General features: G+C 67.6%; 14 protein-coding genes. 7 read left to right on the forward strand and 7 right to left on the reverse strand.

Annotated features, from left to right (window positions below; genetic code table 11):
* The first annotated feature begins 172 nt into the window (after positions 1-172).
* From AC2ITM_RS20965 to AC2ITM_RS20985, 5 genes are read left to right on the forward strand one after another with little or no spacing between them, the layout of a single operon-like run.
* Positions 173-1,762, forward strand: a complete 1,590-nt coding sequence (locus AC2ITM_RS20965) for an ABC transporter substrate-binding protein (RefSeq protein WP_486470152.1) — start codon at positions 173-175, stop codon at positions 1,760-1,762.
* A gap of 36 nt (positions 1,763-1,798) precedes the next feature.
* Entirely contained in the window at positions 1,799-2,824 is a 1,026-nt protein-coding gene (locus tag AC2ITM_RS20970; RefSeq protein WP_486470153.1) for an ABC transporter permease, read from the forward strand.
* The gene (locus AC2ITM_RS20975) at positions 2,821-3,654 is read left to right on the forward strand and encodes an ABC transporter permease (protein WP_486470154.1); all 834 of its coding nucleotides are present in this window, start codon (positions 2,821-2,823) and stop codon (positions 3,652-3,654) included. Before AC2ITM_RS20970 ends, AC2ITM_RS20975 begins: the two co-directional genes overlap by 4 nt.
* Entirely contained in the window at positions 3,647-5,275 is a 1,629-nt protein-coding gene (locus AC2ITM_RS20980) for an ABC transporter ATP-binding protein (RefSeq protein ID WP_486470155.1), read from the forward strand. The genes AC2ITM_RS20975 and AC2ITM_RS20980 overlap by 8 nt, the downstream gene beginning before the upstream one ends.
* 14 nt (positions 5,276-5,289) lie before the next feature.
* On the forward strand, positions 5,290-7,275 hold the full coding sequence (locus AC2ITM_RS20985; protein ID WP_486470156.1) for a CocE/NonD family hydrolase: 1,986 nt from the start codon (positions 5,290-5,292) through the stop codon (positions 7,273-7,275).
* A gap of 49 nt (positions 7,276-7,324) precedes the next feature.
* Here AC2ITM_RS20985 and AC2ITM_RS20990 read toward each other — a convergent pair whose 3' ends face one another.
* The 7 genes from AC2ITM_RS20990 to AC2ITM_RS21020 all read right to left on the reverse strand — a co-directional run bounded on the left by AC2ITM_RS20990 (position 7,325) and on the right by AC2ITM_RS21020 (position 14,647).
* Positions 7,325-7,516, reverse strand: coding sequence for a hypothetical protein (locus tag AC2ITM_RS20990; protein ID WP_486470157.1), 192 nt, complete (start codon positions 7,514-7,516; stop codon positions 7,325-7,327).
* Positions 7,517-7,679: 163 nt separating this feature from the next.
* Positions 7,680-9,566, reverse strand: a complete 1,887-nt coding sequence (locus tag AC2ITM_RS20995; RefSeq protein ID WP_486470158.1) for a bifunctional sugar phosphate isomerase/epimerase/4-hydroxyphenylpyruvate dioxygenase family protein — start codon at positions 9,564-9,566, stop codon at positions 7,680-7,682.
* A gap of 12 nt (positions 9,567-9,578) precedes the next feature.
* Positions 9,579-10,406, reverse strand: a complete 828-nt coding sequence (locus AC2ITM_RS21000) for a shikimate dehydrogenase family protein (RefSeq protein ID WP_486470159.1) — start codon at positions 10,404-10,406, stop codon at positions 9,579-9,581.
* Positions 10,403-11,905: a tripartite tricarboxylate transporter permease gene (locus AC2ITM_RS21005; protein WP_486470160.1), complete on the reverse strand. Its 1,503-nt coding sequence runs from the start codon at positions 11,903-11,905 to the stop codon at positions 10,403-10,405. The genes AC2ITM_RS21000 and AC2ITM_RS21005 overlap by 4 nt, the downstream gene beginning before the upstream one ends.
* Complete coding sequence (locus AC2ITM_RS21010) at positions 11,905-12,477, reverse strand: tripartite tricarboxylate transporter TctB family protein (protein WP_486470161.1); 573 nt, start codon at positions 12,475-12,477, stop codon at positions 11,905-11,907. The genes AC2ITM_RS21005 and AC2ITM_RS21010 overlap by 1 nt, the downstream gene beginning before the upstream one ends.
* Positions 12,478-12,579: 102 nt before the next feature.
* The gene (locus AC2ITM_RS21015; RefSeq protein ID WP_486470162.1) at positions 12,580-13,584 is read right to left on the reverse strand and encodes a Bug family tripartite tricarboxylate transporter substrate binding protein; all 1,005 of its coding nucleotides are present in this window, start codon (positions 13,582-13,584) and stop codon (positions 12,580-12,582) included.
* Positions 13,585-13,732: 148 nt separating this feature from the next.
* Complete coding sequence (locus tag AC2ITM_RS21020) at positions 13,733-14,647, reverse strand: LysR family transcriptional regulator (protein WP_486470163.1); 915 nt, start codon at positions 14,645-14,647, stop codon at positions 13,733-13,735.
* Positions 14,648-14,745: 98 nt separating this feature from the next.
* Between AC2ITM_RS21020 and AC2ITM_RS21025 the strand changes: the two genes are divergently transcribed.
* Together AC2ITM_RS21025 and AC2ITM_RS21030 are read left to right on the forward strand one after the other, a co-directional pair.
* Complete coding sequence (locus AC2ITM_RS21025) at positions 14,746-16,431, forward strand: FAD-dependent oxidoreductase (protein ID WP_486470164.1); 1,686 nt, start codon at positions 14,746-14,748, stop codon at positions 16,429-16,431.
* Positions 16,428-17,243, forward strand: a complete 816-nt coding sequence (locus AC2ITM_RS21030) for a sugar phosphate isomerase/epimerase family protein (RefSeq protein ID WP_486470165.1) — start codon at positions 16,428-16,430, stop codon at positions 17,241-17,243. The genes AC2ITM_RS21025 and AC2ITM_RS21030 overlap by 4 nt, the downstream gene beginning before the upstream one ends.
* Positions 17,244-18,403 lie beyond the last annotated feature (1,160 nt).

An 18,403-nucleotide genomic window follows, 5' to 3' on the forward strand; every position in this document is an offset into this window, starting at 1 on the left:
CGAAGGCTGTCACCCCTAGCGCGATAATCAGAAGGCCGCGGTTCGGGGGGGCCGAAGGGCCCTGTGTCTTCCCCCCGGAACCGCCCGTTGTCCGGCAGAATCGTCGCCCGAGGGTGACGTGCATTTCTGCCGGGGGCCTTGTCGTGTCAACATGGTAGGGAATGAACTGCACATGAAAAAACTGACGTCTGCCAGCAAGACCTCCGATGCCTGCGGGCTGAGCCGCCGCGGCTTCCTGGGCAGCGCCGCTGCCGCCGGGGCCGCCCTCGGCGCCTCTGGGCTGTGGCTGCCGGGCACCGCCCGCGCCGCCGAGACGCCGAACCGGGGCGGTCACATGAAGCTGGGCCTCGATGGCGGGCAGACGACGGACACCCTGGATCCCGGCACCTATACCGGCACCACCATGTTCGCCGTCGCCTTCACCTGGGGCGACCGGCTGGTGACCACCGACCCCGAGACCTGCGCCGCGATGCCCTCGCTTGCGACCTCGTGGGAGTCCTCGGACGGCGCCAAGACCTGGCGCTTCAAGCTGCGCAAGGATGTCAAGTTCCACGACGGCACCGCCTTTGGCGTGCATGACGCGGCCCAGACCCTGCGCCGGCATTCCGATGCGGCGTCGAAATCCGCGGCCCTCGGCCTGCTGGCCGAGATCGACACGATCAGCGAAGACGGCGACGATCTGGTGGTGACGCTGAAGAACGGCAATGCCGACCTGCCGCTGCTGTTCTCGGACTATCACCTGCAGATCCAGAAGAACGGCGGCATGGATGACCCGACCAGCGTCGTCGGCACCGGCCCCTACAAGCTCGACAGCTTCGAGCCCGGCGTGCGCATCGCCTTCTCGAAGAACAAGGACGACTGGAACGAAGACCGCGGCTTTGTCGACAGCGTCGAGATCCTGGTGATGAACGACAACACCGCCCGCATCGCGGCGCTGTCGTCGGGCAAGGTGCATTTCATCAACTCGCTCGATCCCAAGACGATGAAGCTGCTGGGCCGCGCCCCCACGGTCGAGACGATCAGCACCAAGGGCAAGGGCTTCTATTCCTTCCTGATGATGGGCGACATGGCGCCCTTCGACAACAACGACCTGCGCATGGCGCTGAAGCTGGCGATCGACCGTCAGGGGATGCTGGACCAGATCCTGGGCGGCTACGGCAGCCTTGGCAACGACTACCCCGTGAACGAGGCCTATGCCCTGGCCCCCACCGGCATCGAGCAGCGCGCCTACGATCCCGACAAGGCCGCGTATTACTACAAGAAATCCGGCCATTCCGGCCCGATCGAGCTGCGCACCGCCAATTCCGCCTTCCCCGGCGCCGTCGATGCCTCGGTGCTGTTCCAGCAGAATGCCAAGGCCTGCGGCATCGACCTGCAGGTCAAGCGCGAACCCGATGACGGCTACTGGTCGAACGTCTGGAACAAGAAGGCCTTCTGCGCCTCGTACTGGGGCGGCCGTCCGACCCAGGACATCCGCTACACCACCACGCAGCTGTCGACCTCGACCTGGAACGACACGCATTTCAGGAATGCCGATTTCGACGCCATGCTGCTGAAGGCGCGCGCCGAAACCGATGATGCCGTGCGCCGCGACCTCTACAAACAGATGGCAGTGATGGTGCGCGACACCTCGGGGCTGATCCTGCCGGTGTTCAACAACTATCTGAACGCGCGCTCGAAAAAGCTGATGGGCTGGGTGGATGACCTGGGCAACGACCTGTCGAACGGCCAGGTGGCCAGCCGCTGCTGGCTTGCCGCCTGACAGGAACCGGGGGGCCCCCGCCCCCCGACCGGACCCATGAGCAATCCCCGTTCCGACGTCCCGGCCCCGGCGGCGCTGCTGCGCAGCGCCCGAAGGGCCCGGGCCCGCTATCCGATGGGCAGCCGCATTGCCGGCCGCCTGGCCCTTGGCCTTGTGCTGCTGTGGGCCAGCTCGGTGCTGATCTTCTGCGGCATCGAGGCCCTTCCCGGCGATTTCGCCACCACCTACCTGGGCCAGGCCGCAACGCCCCAGGCCATTGCCAACATCCGCGCCCAGCTGGGCCTCGACCAGCCGATGCTGGCGCGCTACCTCGCCTGGGCGGGGGGGATCCTGCATGGTGATTTCGGCCAGTCCTGGGCCAGCGGCCAGGCCATCGGCGACCAGCTGTGGCACCGTTTCGGCAATTCGCTGCTGCTGGCGGGCTGTGCCGCGGTGATCGCGGTGCCGCTGTCGGTCAGCCTGGGGCTGCTGGCGGTGCTGTACCGCGACCGCTGGCCGGACCGGCTGATCAACATCCTGTCGCTGGCGGCCGTGTCGCTGCCCGAGTTCTTCGTGGCCTACCTGCTGATCCTGTGGCTGGTGGTCCAGCACCCCGTCGCGGCCTTCCCCGCGACCGTCTATGACAGCATGTCGATCTGGCAGAAGCTGCACACCATCGCCCTGCCGGTGGCAACGCTGGTGCTGGTCGTCATCGCCCACATGATGCGCATGACCCGCGCCGCGATCCTGTCAGTGCTGGCCTCGGCCTATATCGAGACAGCGACGCTGAAGGGCCTGGGCGGGCTGCGCATCCTGCTGCGTCACGCCCTGCCCAATGCGCTGGCGCCGATCATCAACGTGGTGGCGCTGAACCTGGCCTATCTGATCGTCGGCGTCGTCGTGGTCGAGGTCGTCTTCGTCTATCCCGGCATGGGCCAGTACATGGTCGATGCGGTGACGGTGCGCGACCTGCCGGTGGTACAGGCCTGCGGGCTGGTCTTTGCCGCCATCTACATCCTGCTGAACATGACCGCCGACATCCTGTCGATCTTCGCGAACCCCCGGCTGAGGCATCCGCGATGAAACAGACCCTGAAAAGCATCCCCCCCTCGGCCTGGATCGGCATCCTGGGACTGAGCCTGTGCGTGCTGGCGGCCGTCTTCGCGCCCTGGATTTCGCCCTATGATCCCAACAAGGTGCTGGCCGACCCGTGGGAGCCCCGCTCGGCCCAGTTCTGGCTGGGCACCGACAACCTGGGCCGGGACCTGCTGTCGCGGCTGATCTGGGGCACGCGGATGACGCTGTTCGTGGCGACGGTCGCAACGGTCATCGCCTTCTCGATGGGGGTGATCCTCAGCCTGATCGCGGCGGTGATGCGCGGCATCGTCGACATCGGCCTGTCGCGGCTGAACGACCTGCTGATGTCGATCCCGACGCTGATCTTCGCGCTGATCGTGCTGTCGGCGCTGCCGCAGACGCTGACGGTGCTGATCATGGTGATGGCGGTGCTGGACGCGACGCGCGTCTTCCGGCTGGGCCGGGCGCTGGCGATGGACCTGGTGGCGATGGAATTCGTCGAGGCCGTCCGCCTGCGCGGCGAAGGCACCCTGTGGATCGTCTTCAAGGAGGTCCTGCCCAATGCCATGACCCCGCTTCTGGCCGAATTCGGCCTGCGGCTGGCCTTTGCGGTCCTGTTCATCTCGACCCTGTCGTTCCTGGGCCTGGGCATCCAGCCGCCGACCCCCGACTGGGGCGGCATGGTCAAGGACAACAAGGACGGCATCATCTTCGGCGTCTCGGCCGCGCTGGTGCCGGGCATGGCGATTGCCGTGCTGACCGTGTCGATCAACCTGGTGGTGGACTGGCTTCTGAAACGCACTTCCAGCCTGAAGGGGGGCCGCGGCGATGGCTGAAACCGGAAACCTTCTGTCGGTGCGGGGCCTGCGCATCGGCGCCACCGCCCATCCCCCGGGCGAGGCGCCCCGCGACATCGAGATCGTCAAGGGCATCGACTTTGACCTGGCCAGGGGCCGGGTGCTGGGGCTGATCGGGGAATCGGGCGCCGGCAAGTCGACCATCGGGCTGGCGGCGCTGGCCTATGGCCGCGGCGGCGTGCGCATCACCGGCGGAGAGGTCCACCTGGACGGCACCGACATCCTGACGCTGGGCCGGAAGGGCGTGCGGGCGCTGCGGGGGGCGCGGGTGTGCTATGTCTCGCAATCCGCCGCCGCCTCGTTCAACCCGGCGCAGCGGCTGGGCGATCAGGTGACCGAGGCGACGATCCGCCACGGCCTTGCCCCCCGCAAAGAGGCCGAGGCCCGCGCCCGCCACCTGTTCGCCCTGCTGGGCCTGCCGGACCCGGATCATTTCGGCGACCGCTTCCCGCATCAGGTCTCGGGCGGGCAATTGCAGCGGGCAATGACGGCGATGGCGCTGTGCCCGCAGCCCGACCTGATCGTCTTCGACGAACCCACCACCGCGCTGGACGTGACAACCCAGATCGACGTTCTGGCCGCGATCAAGGCCGCGATCGAGGAAACCCGCACCGCCGCGCTCTATATCACCCACGATCTGGCGGTGGTGGCGCAGGTGGCCGATGACATCATGGTGCTGCGCCATGGCGAGACGGTCGAATACGGCCCCACCCGCCAGATCATCGAAGCCCCCACCCAGGACTATACCCGCAAGCTGGTCAATGTCCGCTCGATCCACCATGACGAGGCGCCCGACCAGTCCGGCCGCTTTCTGGACCTGAGCGGGATCAATGCCTTCTACGGCGCCTTCCAGGTGCTGCATGACGTGTCGCTGCATGTGCCGCGCGGCCAGACCCTGGCCATCGTCGGCGAAAGCGGCTCCGGCAAGTCGACGCTGGCGCGGGTGGCCTGCGGGCTGCTGCCACCGGCCACCGGCCAGATCCGGCTGGACGGCACCCCCCTGCCCGCCAAGCTGCGCAAGCGCACGCGCGCGCAGTTGCGGCGGATGCAGATGATCTACCAGATGGCCGACACGGCGATGAACCCGCGCCAGACGGTCGGGCAGATCATCGGCCGGGCGGTGACGTTCTACTCGGGCCAGCGCGGGGCCGCGCGCCGCGCCCGGGTGATCGAGCTGCTGGAACAGATCGAGATGGGCGCCGCATACCTCGATCGCTATCCGGCGGAACTGTCGGGCGGGCAGAAGCAGCGCGTCGCCATTGCCCGCGCGCTGGCAGCGGACCCCGAGCTGATCATCTGCGACGAGCCCACATCGGCCCTCGACCCGCTGGTGGCGGACGGCATCCTGAAGCTGCTGCTGCGGCTGCAGGCCGAAAAGGGCCTGTCCTATGTCTTCATCACCCACGACATCGCCATCGTGCGCGCCATTGCCGACAGCGTTGCGGTCATGCACCGCGGCCGGCTGGTGCGCTTTGGGCCAAAGTCGCAGGTGCTGGCACCCCCGTTTGACGATTACACCGCGCTGCTGCTGGCCTCGGTCCCCGAGATGGAACTGGGCTGGCTGGAAAAGGTCCTGGCGGACCGCCGCGCCAAGGCATGAAAGGACGACACGACATGTCCCGCAGCTACACCGTCTCGGAAGAGACCTGGATCCCCCTGAAGGACGGCACACGGCTGGCCACGCGCATCTGGATGCCCGAAGGCGCCGATGCCGCACCCGTGCCCGCGGTGCTGGAATACCTGCCCTACCGCAAGCGCGGCGGCACCGATCCGCGTGACGAAAGCACCTATCCCGTCTTTGCCGCCGCTGGCATCGCGGGGGTGCGCGTGGACATCCGCGGCTCGGGCGAAAGCGACGGGGTGATTGACGGCGAATACACGCCCCGCGAACTGTCGGATGCCTGCGAGGTGCTGGACTGGATCGCCGCCCAACCCTGGTCGAACGGCAATGTCGGCATGATGGGAATCAGCTGGGGCGGCTTCAACTGCCTGCAGGTCGCGGCGCTGAAGCCCGCACCCCTGAAGGCGGTGATTTCCATCGCCTCGACGGTGGACCGCTTCAACGACGACATCCACTACAAGGGCGGCGCGCATATGTCGGCGCAGCTGTCGTGGGCCTCGACCATGCTGGCCTACCAGTCGCGCAGCCCCGACCGCGCCCTGGTGGGCGAGGCCTGGCGCGACATGTGGATGGAACGCCTGACGGGCGAGCCGTTCTTCATGGAGGAATGGCTGTCGCACCAGCGCCGCGATGCGTTCTGGGAACATGGCTCGGTCTGCGAGGGGTTCGCGGACTTCCCCGTGCCCGCGCTGGTGCTGGCAGGCTGGGCGGATGGCTATCGCAACACGCCCCTGAAGGCCGTCGAGGGGATGCCGCACCGCGCCAAGGCGCTGATCGGCCCCTGGATCCACAAATATCCGCATTTCGCCTGGCCGAAACCCCGCGCCGATTTCCACGCCGAGGCCATCGCCTGGTGGAAAAAATGGCTGTCGGACGAAGCCACCGGCGCCGAAGGCCTTCCGCAGATGCGCGCCTATATCCTGGATGCCCCCCGCCCCGCTGCCTGGCGCGAGCGTGATCCGGGCTTTTGGGTGGCCAAGGACAGCTGGACCCCGCCCGAACCCGAGCTGTGGTCGGTGGGCGCCTCCGGCGCGCTGCTGCGCGGGGCGGATGGCGAGGGCACGGGCGATCACTACCTGCGCTCGCCGCTCGATACCGGGATCGCCGCCGGGGAATGGTTCACCCTCAAACCGGATGCCGAGATCGCCGGCGACCAGCGCATCGACAACGGCGGTTCGCTGTGTTTCGAAACCGAGGTGCTGTCGCGCGAGGCCGTCTATCTGGGCGCCCCCAGCCTGACGCTGCACCTGTCCTGCGACGCCGACCGGGAAAACCTGGCCGTGCGGATCATCGACGTGCATCCCGACGGCACCGAGACCCGCGCCTGCTACGGCATCCTGAACCTGGCGCATCGCGACGGCAATGCCGATCCGCAGCCCATGCCCGACGGCATGATCCCGGTCACGGTGACGCTGGATGCCATGGGCTACCGCTTTGCGCCCGGGCACCGGATCAAGCTGGCGATCTCGACCTCGTACTGGCCGCAGATCCTGCCCTCGCCCAAGGCGCCGGGGGTGGTGATCGACACGTCCTCGATGGTGCTGTCGCTGCCGAAGCTGGGGGCCCACGCGCGGATCTCGGTGCCCGAGCCGGAAAACCCCAGCCCGCTGCCCGACTACCCGATGCTGACGCCCGCCAAGACCCGCCGCAGCGTCGAGCGCGACCAGATGACCGGCCTGACGCATTACCGCATCTTCGAGGACACCGGCCTGGAGCAGCACCCCACCAGCGGCCTGCAATCGCAGGAAATCCGGTCGGAGGACTGGTCGATCGGCGATGATCCCACCAGCGCGCGCGGCGACATCACCTGGGACATCCGCGTCCAGCGCGAGGGCTGGGAAACCCGCAGCACCTGCACCACCGCGATGACCTGCACCGAAACCCACTGGCAGATCTCGGCCCGGGTCGTCGCCTGGGAAAACGGCACCGAGGTGCACCGCCAGGACTATGCGAAAGAGATCCCCCGCGACTTCATGTGACCGGGGCCGGAATGCAAAGGGGGGACGCCCAGGCGCCCCCCCGACAGGATCAGCGGTGACCGCCGCCACCGCCCTGGCCGCCGCCAAAGCCGCCACCGCCGCCGCCCATGCCGCCGGCATAGCCACCGCCGAAACCACCGCCGCCGCCACGGCACATGTCCAGCCCGAAGGGACCGCAGCCGCAGGCGCTGAGGCTCAGCACACCGACGAGGCCCAGGGCGACGAGGGTCGCTCGTTTCATCACTCGCATGTTATCAACTCCTTAGAACAGGTTCGCCGCAGCGATACCGCCGCTGTTACGCGCCGTCGATGGCGTTCCGGCGGACAGCCGAAGGGGCTGCGCGGTTCCCCGCCCAGCCCCTGCCGAAACCCGCCGATTACGGCCGCGGCCTGAAACATCGCGATCAGAGCGTCGGCATCCCCTTGGGCGGCAGCGCCCGCTTCTGCGCGGCGATGCGGAACGGCGCATTGGCCGCGCCAAAGCCCGCATAGCCGTTGCGCTGCAGGATCTCGAAGAACATGCCGCCGACGAAACCGCCGGAATAAAGCTGGAAGAACTCGCCCCGCGCATCCCGGTCATACAGCACATTGGCTGCCTGCATGCGTTCCAGAAGGCCCGGCGGGAAGTCGAAGCGCGCCTTCAGATCGTCATAATAGTTGGCCGGAATTTTCAGCGCCGCAAAGCCACGCGCAGCCAGCCGGGCGGCCGTGTCGAAGATGTCGTCCGTCGACAGCGCCAGGTGCTGAACCGAGGCGCCGAAGGTTTCCGCCAGGAAACGCCCCGCCAGCGTGCGGTGGCTGTCGGCGCCGTTCAGAGTGATCTTCAGCGCGCCGTCGGGGCTTTCGATCACCTGGCTGCGCACCAGCCCGTCGGGATCGATCACGTCGACCATCGGACTTTTGTGCACGTCAAAGATCGAGGTGTAGAACAGCGTCCAGGACAGCATGTCCTCATAGCTCATGGTCTGGGCGATGTGATCGACCCGGGTCAGGCCGACACCGGCCAGATCGGCGCCGGGTTCGGCCTTGAACTCGACCTGCCAGACCTGGTCCAGCCCGCTTTCGGCATCCAGGAAATGCATCACCGAGCCCGACAGGCCACGGATCGCGGGGATCTCCAGCTCGCCCATGTCGAGCGGCTGCGAGAAGGCCGAGGCCCCGGTGGCCAGCGCCCGCGTCATCACGTCCTGCGCCGAAGACACCGCGATGCCCAGATCGCAGACCGTCGTGCCGCGCGCGTGCCAGGCATGCGAGGCATGGCCCTCGGCCTCTTCGTTCACCAGCAGCCGGATATCGCCCTGCTGCCAGAGCGTCAGCGCCTTGTTGCGATGCCGGGCGGCACGGGCAAAACCCAGCGATCCCAGCAGCGTGCCAAGCGCCTCGGCCTCGGCCCCGCGCGAGGCGAATTCGACGAAGGACACCCCCTGCGAGGGCACCCGCGCCGGCAGGTCCGGCAGATCCAGCGTCAGCCCGGTCTCGGTGCGGCGCACGTCATCCATGACCGCGACCAGGCTGCGATAGCCGTCCTCGGCCACCTGGCGGGTGTTGGCGCCGCGGAACTGGTCGTTGAAGATCTCCAGCGACACCGGGCCCGTATAGCCCGCCGCCATCACCGCGCGCATGAAGCCTGTGACGTCCAGATCGCCCTCGCCCGGCATGTTGCGGAAGTGGCGCGACCAGTACAGCAGGTCCATCTCGATCAGCGGCGCATCGGCCAGCTGCACGAAAAAGATCTTGTCGCCCGGGATCGAGCGGATGCTTTCCGGCGACAGCTTGCGGCCCAGCGTGTGGAAGCTGTCGACGATCAGGCCGATGTTCGGATGATCGGCGCGGCGGACGATTTCCCAGGCATCGCGGTGGTCGTTGACATGGCGGCCCCAGGCCAGCGCCTCGTAGCCCACGCGCAGGCCGCGTGCCGCGGCGCGTTCGCCAAGCGCCCGGAAATCCGCCGCCGCCCGGTCAATGCCGCCAAGCGCCTGCGGATGGCAGGACGAGCAGAACAGCACCAGATCCGTGCCCAGCTCCTGCATCAGGTCGAACTTGCGCTCGGCCCGGTCGAACGCCTTCGAGCGCAGCGGCTCGGGCAGGCCCTCGAAGTCGCGGAAGGGCTGGAACAGGGAAATTTCCAACCCATGGTCGCGGATCATGCGGCCCACGTCACGCGGACTGCCGTCATAGGTGATGAAGTCCTGCTCGAAGATCTCGATCCCGTCGAAACCGGCCGCCGCGATGGCCTCGAGCTTTTCCCGGAAATCGCCGGAAATCGAAACGGTTGCGATGGAGGTCTTCATCCACCCTCTCCCTTATTTCAGCAGATCCGACCGCAGCTTGTCTTCGTCAAGCGGCAGGCCGGTAAACAGCTTCCAGGCATGCACACCCTGATAGAAGAACAGCTCCCAGCCAGAGATGATGGTGACGCCCTGCGCCTGGGCTTCGGTCAGGAACTGGGTGTCGACGGGGGTATAGACCGCATCGAAAGCCCAGGTTGCCCCGGTCATGGCAGCAGCAGCCAGCGGCGTGCCGCCCTTGCCCACCATGCCCACCGGGGTGCAGTTGATCAGACCGGCCGCACCGGCGGCGGCGGCCTCGGCACTGTCCCAGACCGTGACGGTGCTGCCGGTGCCCGCGCCACGCAGATCATCGGCCAGCGCCTCGGCCTTGGCCCGGTCCAGATCGACCAGCCGGACCTCGGGGGCGCCAAGGGCCAGCAGCCCGAAGGCCACCGCGCGTCCGACACCGCCGGTGCCGATCATCAGCGTGATGCCGGGGTTCGCCTGCCCGCGCACGCGGCGGTAGGCGGCAATAAAGCCGGTGTGGTCGGTGTTGTGGCCCTTCGGCCCGCCGGCTTCGAAAATCGCGGTGTTGACCGCACCGATGGCGCGCACCAGCGGATCCTCGATGGTCAGCTTGGCCACCACCTTTTCCTTGTAGGGATAGGTGATGTTGGTGCCGCGATAGCCCTGGTCTGCCAGCCCGTCAAAGATCTGATCCCAGGTTTTGCCCAGCTCATGGGGGACCAGGCGGATGTAGTCGACCTTGCGGTCGTTCTGTTGCCCGGCCAGCTCGTGCAGGCGGGGCGAGCGCGAGGCGGCGATATTGTCGCCGATGAGGCCCAGAAGGATGTCGGTCATTTGGATTGGGTATCCTTCTTGCGGAAGCGCGTCCAGAGCGGGGTCTGGCTGACGAAGATCAGGATCACGGCCAGGAACAGCACCAGCGACAGCGGGCTGGTGAAGATGCCGTGGAAGAAGCGGCCAAGGTCCTCGCGTTCCGAGATGATGGCGCGGCGCCAGTTGTCATCCAGAAGCCGCGACAGGATCACGCCCAGGATGACGGGGCCCAGCGGATAGCCGTAGTGGCGCATGAAGTAGCCGAAGATGCCAAAGCCCAGCATCCAGTAGACATCGGTGATCGAGTTGTTCACCGCATAGGCGCCGACGATGGACAGCAGCAGGATCAGCGGGATCAGCACCGCACGCGGCATCTCGACGATCTTGGTGAACAGCTTGATGCCGGTCAGGCCGAAGAACAGCATGAAGAAGTTGGCCATGATCAGCGCGCCGACGATGAACCAGAACATGTCGGGCTGTTCGACCATCAGCATCGGCCCGGGGTTCAGGCCGTGGATGAACAGGGCGCCGATCATGATCGCGGTCACCGCGTCGCCGGGGATGCCCAGCGTCATCATCGGGATGAAGGCCCCGCCGACGGCGGCGTTGTTGGCGGTCTCGGGGGCGACAAGGCCCTCGATGGCGCCCTGGCCGAAGGGACGATTGGGCTTTTTGGTGATCCGCTTGGCATGGTCATAGGCCATCAGCGCCGCGATGTCGCCGCCGGTGCCCGGCAGGGCGCCGATCAGCACCCCGAGCGCCGAGGTCTGCAGCGACAGCGGCAGGTGCTTCTTGATGGTGCCGAAGGAGGGGACGATGCGGCTGATCTTCTGGCGCACGGCCGATTGCTCGACATGGTGCAGCTGCATCAGCGCCTCGGACACGCCGAACATGCCGATCATCACCGCGATAAAGCTGATGCCCTGTTCCAGCAGCGGAATGTTGAAGGTGAAGCGTTCGGTGAAGGTCAGCGGGTCCATGCCCACCGCCCCGATGCCGATGCCAAGCGCCCCCGAGAAGATCCCCTTGACCAGAGACCCCGACGACAGAGAGCCCACCAGCAGGATGCCCAGCACCGCCAGCAGCATGTAGTCGCGCGGCTGGAAGGTCAGGGCGAAGTCCGACACGAAGGGCGCCAGCAGCGCCAGCACCAGGATGCCGACGAAACCGCCGAAGAAGGACATGACGGTGGTGATGCCGATGGCCTCGCCCGCCTCGCCGCGCTGCGCCATGGGATAGCCGTCAAGCGCCGTCGCAATGGCCGAGGGCGCGCCGGGGATGTTCAGCAAGATCGCCGTGCGCGAGCCGCCGTAGACGCCCCCCATGTAGATGCCGATCATCAGCGAGATCGCCGGCAGCACGTCCCAGGAGAAGGTGAAGGAAATCAGGATGGACACCGCCATGGTGACCGACAGCCCCGGGATGGCGCCGACATAGACGCCGGCGAAGGTCCCCAGGCCCACCAGCAGCAGCAGCTGCGGATGCGTGAAGATGGTAAAGAGCGCGAGCACATGTTCCATCAGGCAGCTCCGTGAAGAAGGGTGCGGATCGCCTGCAGCCATTCGGCCTCGGGGACGATACCGGCAGGCATGAGGACGGTGAAGACGATGCGGAAGACCAGGTAGATCCCAAGCAGGCTGCCGACCGAAACGGTGGCGGTGAAGACCCAGCCGCGTTTCGACAGGATCTTGATCGCGGCCAGCAGGAACAGCAGCGAGGTCGGCAGGAAGCCCAGCGGTTCCAGCAAGATGCCGTAGGCCACCAGAAACAGGCCCATGACGATGACCAGCGGCGGCAGGATGTCCGACAGCACGGCTTCGTCAGCGGTGCGCGGCTTGCGCAGGGTCTGCACCAGCACGATGCCGGCGCTGATCAGCATCACCGCGGCGGTGCCCATCGGGATCGCCCCCGGCGAGGACAGCGCGTCAAAGCCGGCGATGCCATAGGCATTCCACAGCAGCGCCGCACTGAAGATCACCAGGATCACGGTGAACAGCAGCTCTCCCGGGCGGCGTTTGCCGACGAGGCCACCGGGCGTGGCATCCGAGCTGCCGTCGCGCGTTGAATCGTGGTGGTGTTTGGGGTCCGTCATCTCTTTCCTCCCCGGCGTTCCCGGTCCTGGAATGAAAACGCCGCCCACGTCGGAGCGGCGCCTGTCGCGATCGGGGGCCGGCCTGCGGCCCCCGCGGGCAGATCATTTGCCCGGGCGCTTGATCCCGAATTCCTCGGGCGAGCTTTTGGTCAGGCCGGCATCCTGCAGCAGCCAGCTGGTGCCTTCCTGCCACTTGGTCAGGAACGCTTCGGCTTCGTCACCCGAGATGTTCATCATGGTGAAGCCGCGGTTCTTCATCAGGGTCTTGAACTCGTCCTGCTCGGCCGCTTCGTGGTAGGCGGCGCTCAGCTTCTGGACGATGTCCTCGGGCGTGCCCTTCTTGACGAAGACGCCGAAGAACGGACCCCAGGGCAGGTAGTTGTCATAGCCCTTGTTGAACGAGGTGATGGTCGGCACGTCCGGCAGGAACTCGCTCTTGTCGGTGGACAGGACCGCCAGCGGCTTCATGTTGCCGGCCTTGATCGCCTCGATCGAGGCGCCCAGCACGGCGGGCATGACGTCGATCGCGCCACCCTGCAGCGCCGTCAGCGCCGGGCCGTCACCGTCATAGGGCACCGAGATCACGTCCAGCTTGCCTTCGACGGCTTCCATCATCGCGGTCACGACCGACGGCAGGCCGCCCGGACCGGTCGAGCCGATGCGCAGCTCGCCGGGATGGGCCTTGATATAGTCCATCATGCCGGCATAGTCGTTGAAGGGGGCATCATTGCGTGCCACCAGGATGGCGGTGCCGCGGGCCAGGATGTCGACCGGCACGAAATCGGAATAGTCCTTCTTGCCGAGGCCCATCACCTTGTAGAGCAGCGGGTTTTCCGCGCCCATCAGCAGGGTGTAGCCATCGGCCTTGCCGCCCGCCACCTTGTTCAGGGCGATCGCGCCGACGCCGCCGGTCATGTTCTGCATCACGACGGTACCACCCAGCACGTCCTCGGCATGGGGCGTGACCGCGCGCATCACCGTATCGGTCGAGCCACCGGCCCCCCACTGGATGATGCCCTGGATTTCCTTGGACGGATAATCTGCGGCAATAGCTGCGGATGCGGTGACGGCCAGCGCCGAGACGGCGCCGATGATGAAGCGTTTCATGTTTCCTCCCTAAGAAACGAACGAGGGGTCTCCCCGATCCTCCCGATGCAGTCAGGATCAGGCATTGCGGTCTTAACGTCAAATACCGAAATCTATGTCCGATTAACACTGTGTTAATTCACCCCGGATCAGGTTATTTTGACGCGCCCTACCGCACCAGCGGTTCGTCGACGGCCAGCGTCAGCTCCTTGCGGAACTGGCTGATGGCGTAATCGGCAAAACTGGACAACACGCGGCCCTGTTTCTTGACGACATAGCTGCTGACCTCGCTGCGTTCTTTCAGCGGCAGCCGCACCAGCCCGGGCATGTAGACCTCGGCGACCGAGAACTTGTCGATCAGCGCCACCCCCAGCCCGTGCCGCACCAGGCTGACCACCGTCTGGGCGAAGCGGCCGCGCATGTCATGGCGCACCTCCAGCCCGGCATCCCAGAAAGGCTTGGCCAGGAAGGCGCCGTAGGGATCGTCGGGATCGACGCCGATCAGCTGCTCGTCCATCAGATCATGGACCGAGACCTCGGCCCGGTCGGCCAGCCGGTGCCCCTCGGGCAGCACGCAGACCAGCGGCGCGGTGGCGATCTTTTCGTTCTCGATGCCGGGGTTGTCGACGGGGCTGCTCATGATGACGAACTCGCCGCGCTCCAGCAGAAGATAGTCCACCGTCTCCTCGATCTTCAGGATGTTCAGATCGATGTAGAGGTCCGGGAAGCGGCCACGGATGTTGCGGATCGCCCGGGCTGCGACGAATTGCGCCACCGAGGGCGCCGAGGCGAAGGCCAGCTGGACGTCCTCGCCCTTCTTCAGGCTGTCGAGCGCGGCCTGCAGGTTCTCGACCCCCTTGTAGACGGCGCGGATCTGGTCGAACACCGCCTGCGCCTCGACCGAGGGGATGAACAGACCGCCACGGCGTTCGAACAGGCGCAGGTTCAGGGTGTCCTCGGTATGCTTGATCAGGCGGCTGATGCCCGGCGCCGAGACCCCCAGATATTCCGCCGCCCCCGCGATGGTGCCGCGCAGCATGACCGCCCGGATGACCTCGACCTGCCGCAGGGTAATGTCGCGCATCGCGTGTTCTTTCGTAACATCAGGTTATTCAGACCCAATCATTGATATTTGACGTTAATCGCCGCCGCAATGATTTTCACCGGTAGGGAGGATTCCGAATGCCGGATTCAACAGAAGATTTCGACCTGATCGTCCTGGGATCAGGGGCCGGGGGCCTGGCGGCCGCGGTCACCGCCGCCGACGCGGGCCTGCGCGTCGTGGTGCTGGAAAAGACCGATGTCCTGGGCGGCACCACCGCCTGGTCGGGCGGCTGGATCTTTGCCCCCCGCAATCCCGTCGCCCGCCGCGCCGGGATCGAGGAAGACATTGCCGCGCCCCGCAGCTACCTGCAGGCAGTGACCGGCAACTACGCCAATCCCGACCGGATCGAGGCCTTCCTGCAGGCCGCCCCCGAGATGGTCGCGTTCTTCGAAAGCCGCACGGCGCTGACTTTCGACGGGGGTCTGACGATCCCCGACACCTACGGCCATCAGCCCGGGGCGGGCACCGGCGGGCGCTCGGTCATTGCGCAGCCCTTCGATGCGCGCGCCCTGGGCGACAAGGTGGCCCTGCTGCGCCTGCCCCTGCCCGAGACCACCTTCAAGGGCATGACCATCCAGTCCGGCCCCGACCTGCGCGCCTTCATGACCGTGACGCGATCGGCGCGCAGCTTTGCCCATGTGACACGGCGTGTCACCCGCCACTTCCGCGACCTGGCGCTGCATGGCCGCGGGATGGAGCTGCGCAACGGCGCGGCCCTGGTCGGGCGGCTGGTGAAATCGGCGCTGGATCTGGGCGTCGCGCTGCGCCCTGGCACCGAGGTGACCGCCCTGGTCCGTCAGGACGGCCGGGTGTGCGGCGTCGATCTGGCCGGCGGCCAGCGGCTGCGGGCGCGCCATGGCGTGGTTCTGGCCACTGGCGGCTACGGCCATGACCCGGCCCGCCGCGCCGCGACCTTCCGGCGCGACGACGAACACCTCAGCCTGGCGGTGCCCTCGGCCACCGGCGACGGGCTGCGGCTGGCCGAAGCGGTGGGCGCCCGTGTCGATACTTCGGTGAAAAGCGCCGCCGCGCAATGCCCGGTGTCGCAGGTCAGCTGGCCGGACGGGCGGCAGGGGGTCTTTCCCCATATCATCGACCGCGGCAAACCCGGGCTGATCGGCGTTCTGGCCAATGGCCAGCGGTTCTGCAACGAGGGGCTGGGCTATCACGATTACGTCGATGCCCTGCTGGCCGCCCTGCCCGAGGGCGCCCCCGCGCAATCCTGGCTGGTCTGCGACCACCGCTTTTTGCGCCGGTTCGGGCTGGGCATCGTGCGCCCCGCCCCGGTGCCCTTCCGGTCCTGGATCCGCACGGGCTATCTGAAGACCGGCGCCACGCCCGCCGATCTGGCCCGCGCCTGCGGCATCGATCCCGCCGGGCTGGAGGCAACGCTGGCCGACTGGAACCTGCATGCCCGCACCGGCGAGGACCCCGCCTTTCACCGCGGCACCACCCCCTACATGCGGCTGCAGGGCGATCCCGAACAGCAGCCGAACCCCAACGTCGCCCCGATCGACACCGCCCCCTACTATGCCGTCCGTGTCGTGCCCGGCAGTTTCGGCACCTTCGCGGGTCTGGCCAGCGATCCCCGGGCCCGCGTGCTGGACGCGCAGGACCAACCCATTCCCGGTCTCTATGCCGCCGGCACCGACGCGGCCTCGGTCTTTGGCGGGTTCTACCCGGCGGGCGGCATCAACCTCGGCCCGGCGCTGACATTCGGCTATATTGCCGGGCGCCAGGCCGCACAGGAGACCCAAGGATGAGCCGCAAGATCTCGGCCGCGCATCTGACCGCCATCGACCTGCCCCCCCCCCGTTTCATCGAGGCCGCCGCCCAGGCCGGTTTCGACGGGGTGGGCCTGCGCCTGCTGCGCGTCACCGACAGCTCTCCGGGCTATCCGCTGCGCGACGACCCGGCGATGCTGCGCGCCACGAAGGCGGCGCTGCAGGCGACGGGCCTGTCCGTCGGCGACGTCGAATTCCTGAAGATCACCCCCGAGACCCGCCCCGCCGACTGGTGCTGGCTGTTCGACATCGGCGCCGAGCTGGGCGCCGGTCACCTGATCACCGCCCCCTATGACGACGACCTCGGGCGGCTGTCGGACCGCCTGGCCGAGCTTTCGGACCTGGCGGCATCCCGGGGCATGAAGATCATCCACGAGTTCTTCCCCTGGACATCGGTACCTGATCTGGCGACCGCCCTGCAGGTGGTCACCGCCGCCGGCCCCGAGGTCGCAGTGTTGGTCGACAGCCTGCATTTCGACCGCTCCGCGCCCGATACCACCCTGCTGGCCGCCGTGCCGCCCGACCGCCTGCCCTTCGCGCATCTGTGCGACGCCCCGGTCCATCCGCCCTACACCACCGAAGAGCTCCTCTTTACCGCGCGCGAGGCACGGCTGCCGCCGGGCGCCGGCGGCATCGACCTGGCCGCCTTCCTGCGCGCGCTGCCGCCCGGCCTGCCGCTGGCGCTGGAGGTGCCGATGGGAACGCTGCAAGCCGAGGCCGGCAGTGCCGCAGTGCTGCAGACCGTGGCCCGGGCCACCCGCGCGCTGTTGCAGGCCCAGGGGCAGGCCTGACGGCTCTGGCCCATCGGGGCAGGATGCCCTCCGATCCAGGATCGCCATGCCCCTGACCCGGATGAGTTTCGACCTGGCCAGACGGGGCGGGCTGCCCCCCTCAGGGTCGGCCCTGCGCCCATCCCGGACCGGATGATCGGGCTGCCAGATGCGCTGCGGGCCCCGCAGATCGCGCTCCACCCGGTTGCCACCGGTCACGACGCATGTCCGGGCCTGCAGCGCCTCCGCCCGCCGGGCCAAAGCCACTGTATCGAGCCTGCGCATGACAAGGCTGCATCGCAGGCCTCTGCCCCTCCGGCCGCACCTCCAATGTCCGATCGGAACCTTGCCCGCGCCCTCCTGCGCAGCGCCTGAAAAGTGTGGAAAATTCCTCGGCCCCGGGCCCCCCGGAACCGGGGCAGATCGGAGGGTGCGGGCCCCTGGTTGGGCCGTCCCGGTTCCCGACGCCCCACCCGATCGCAGCGGCAAGGCTGTCTCGGCATCGATCCGCCCCGCGCCAATGGCGCGGCGACAATCTATACATTGGCTGCGCGCCGGTGCAGGGCCATTGGTCCTGGCCGGGGCCCGCCGGGCCACCGCCGATCCGACCCGTCGCCAGCGGCCCCGGGTCCAGGGCATGCCCCCGGCCTGCGGATCAAGGTCGAACATCACATCACCGGACCGGGGCTGTCCGGGGTGGGCCCTGGCGCCCAGATCACGCCCCACCCCTCCATCGCCCGGGCGTTCGGGACCGGCGGCGCCGGAAACCGCACGTGCCGCCGATCAGAAAGAACCCTGCCTTCATCCACGACCCAGGGCCGCCGCCCTCGTCACCGGAACGGGCGATGCCAGGAAAGGTCGCGGATCCGCTGGCGCGTCGGCTGGCCCGCTATCGGGCACCGCACCACGGACCAGCCGCCGGGCTTGCAGTGCCGAACCGCCGGACGGGCTTTGCCATGGCGCCGCTGACAGGCAGATGGCCCCGGTCCCCGGGTAGCAGGACCGCCAGCCCCCCGCTTCGGCATCATCGGCACCGGTGTATCCAGCCACGGCGCGCTGAAAATCCGGACCACCCACGGCCTGTCGGCCAAGTGCGGCCAAAGACCCGCCCCCGTCGATTGTGCTGAGAACCTCTGCAGACCAAGAAATGGCTCGAGATCTTGGAATGCTGGTCCTGCAAA

Source organism: Pseudooceanicola sp. NS-SX9, from assembly GCF_057380705.1.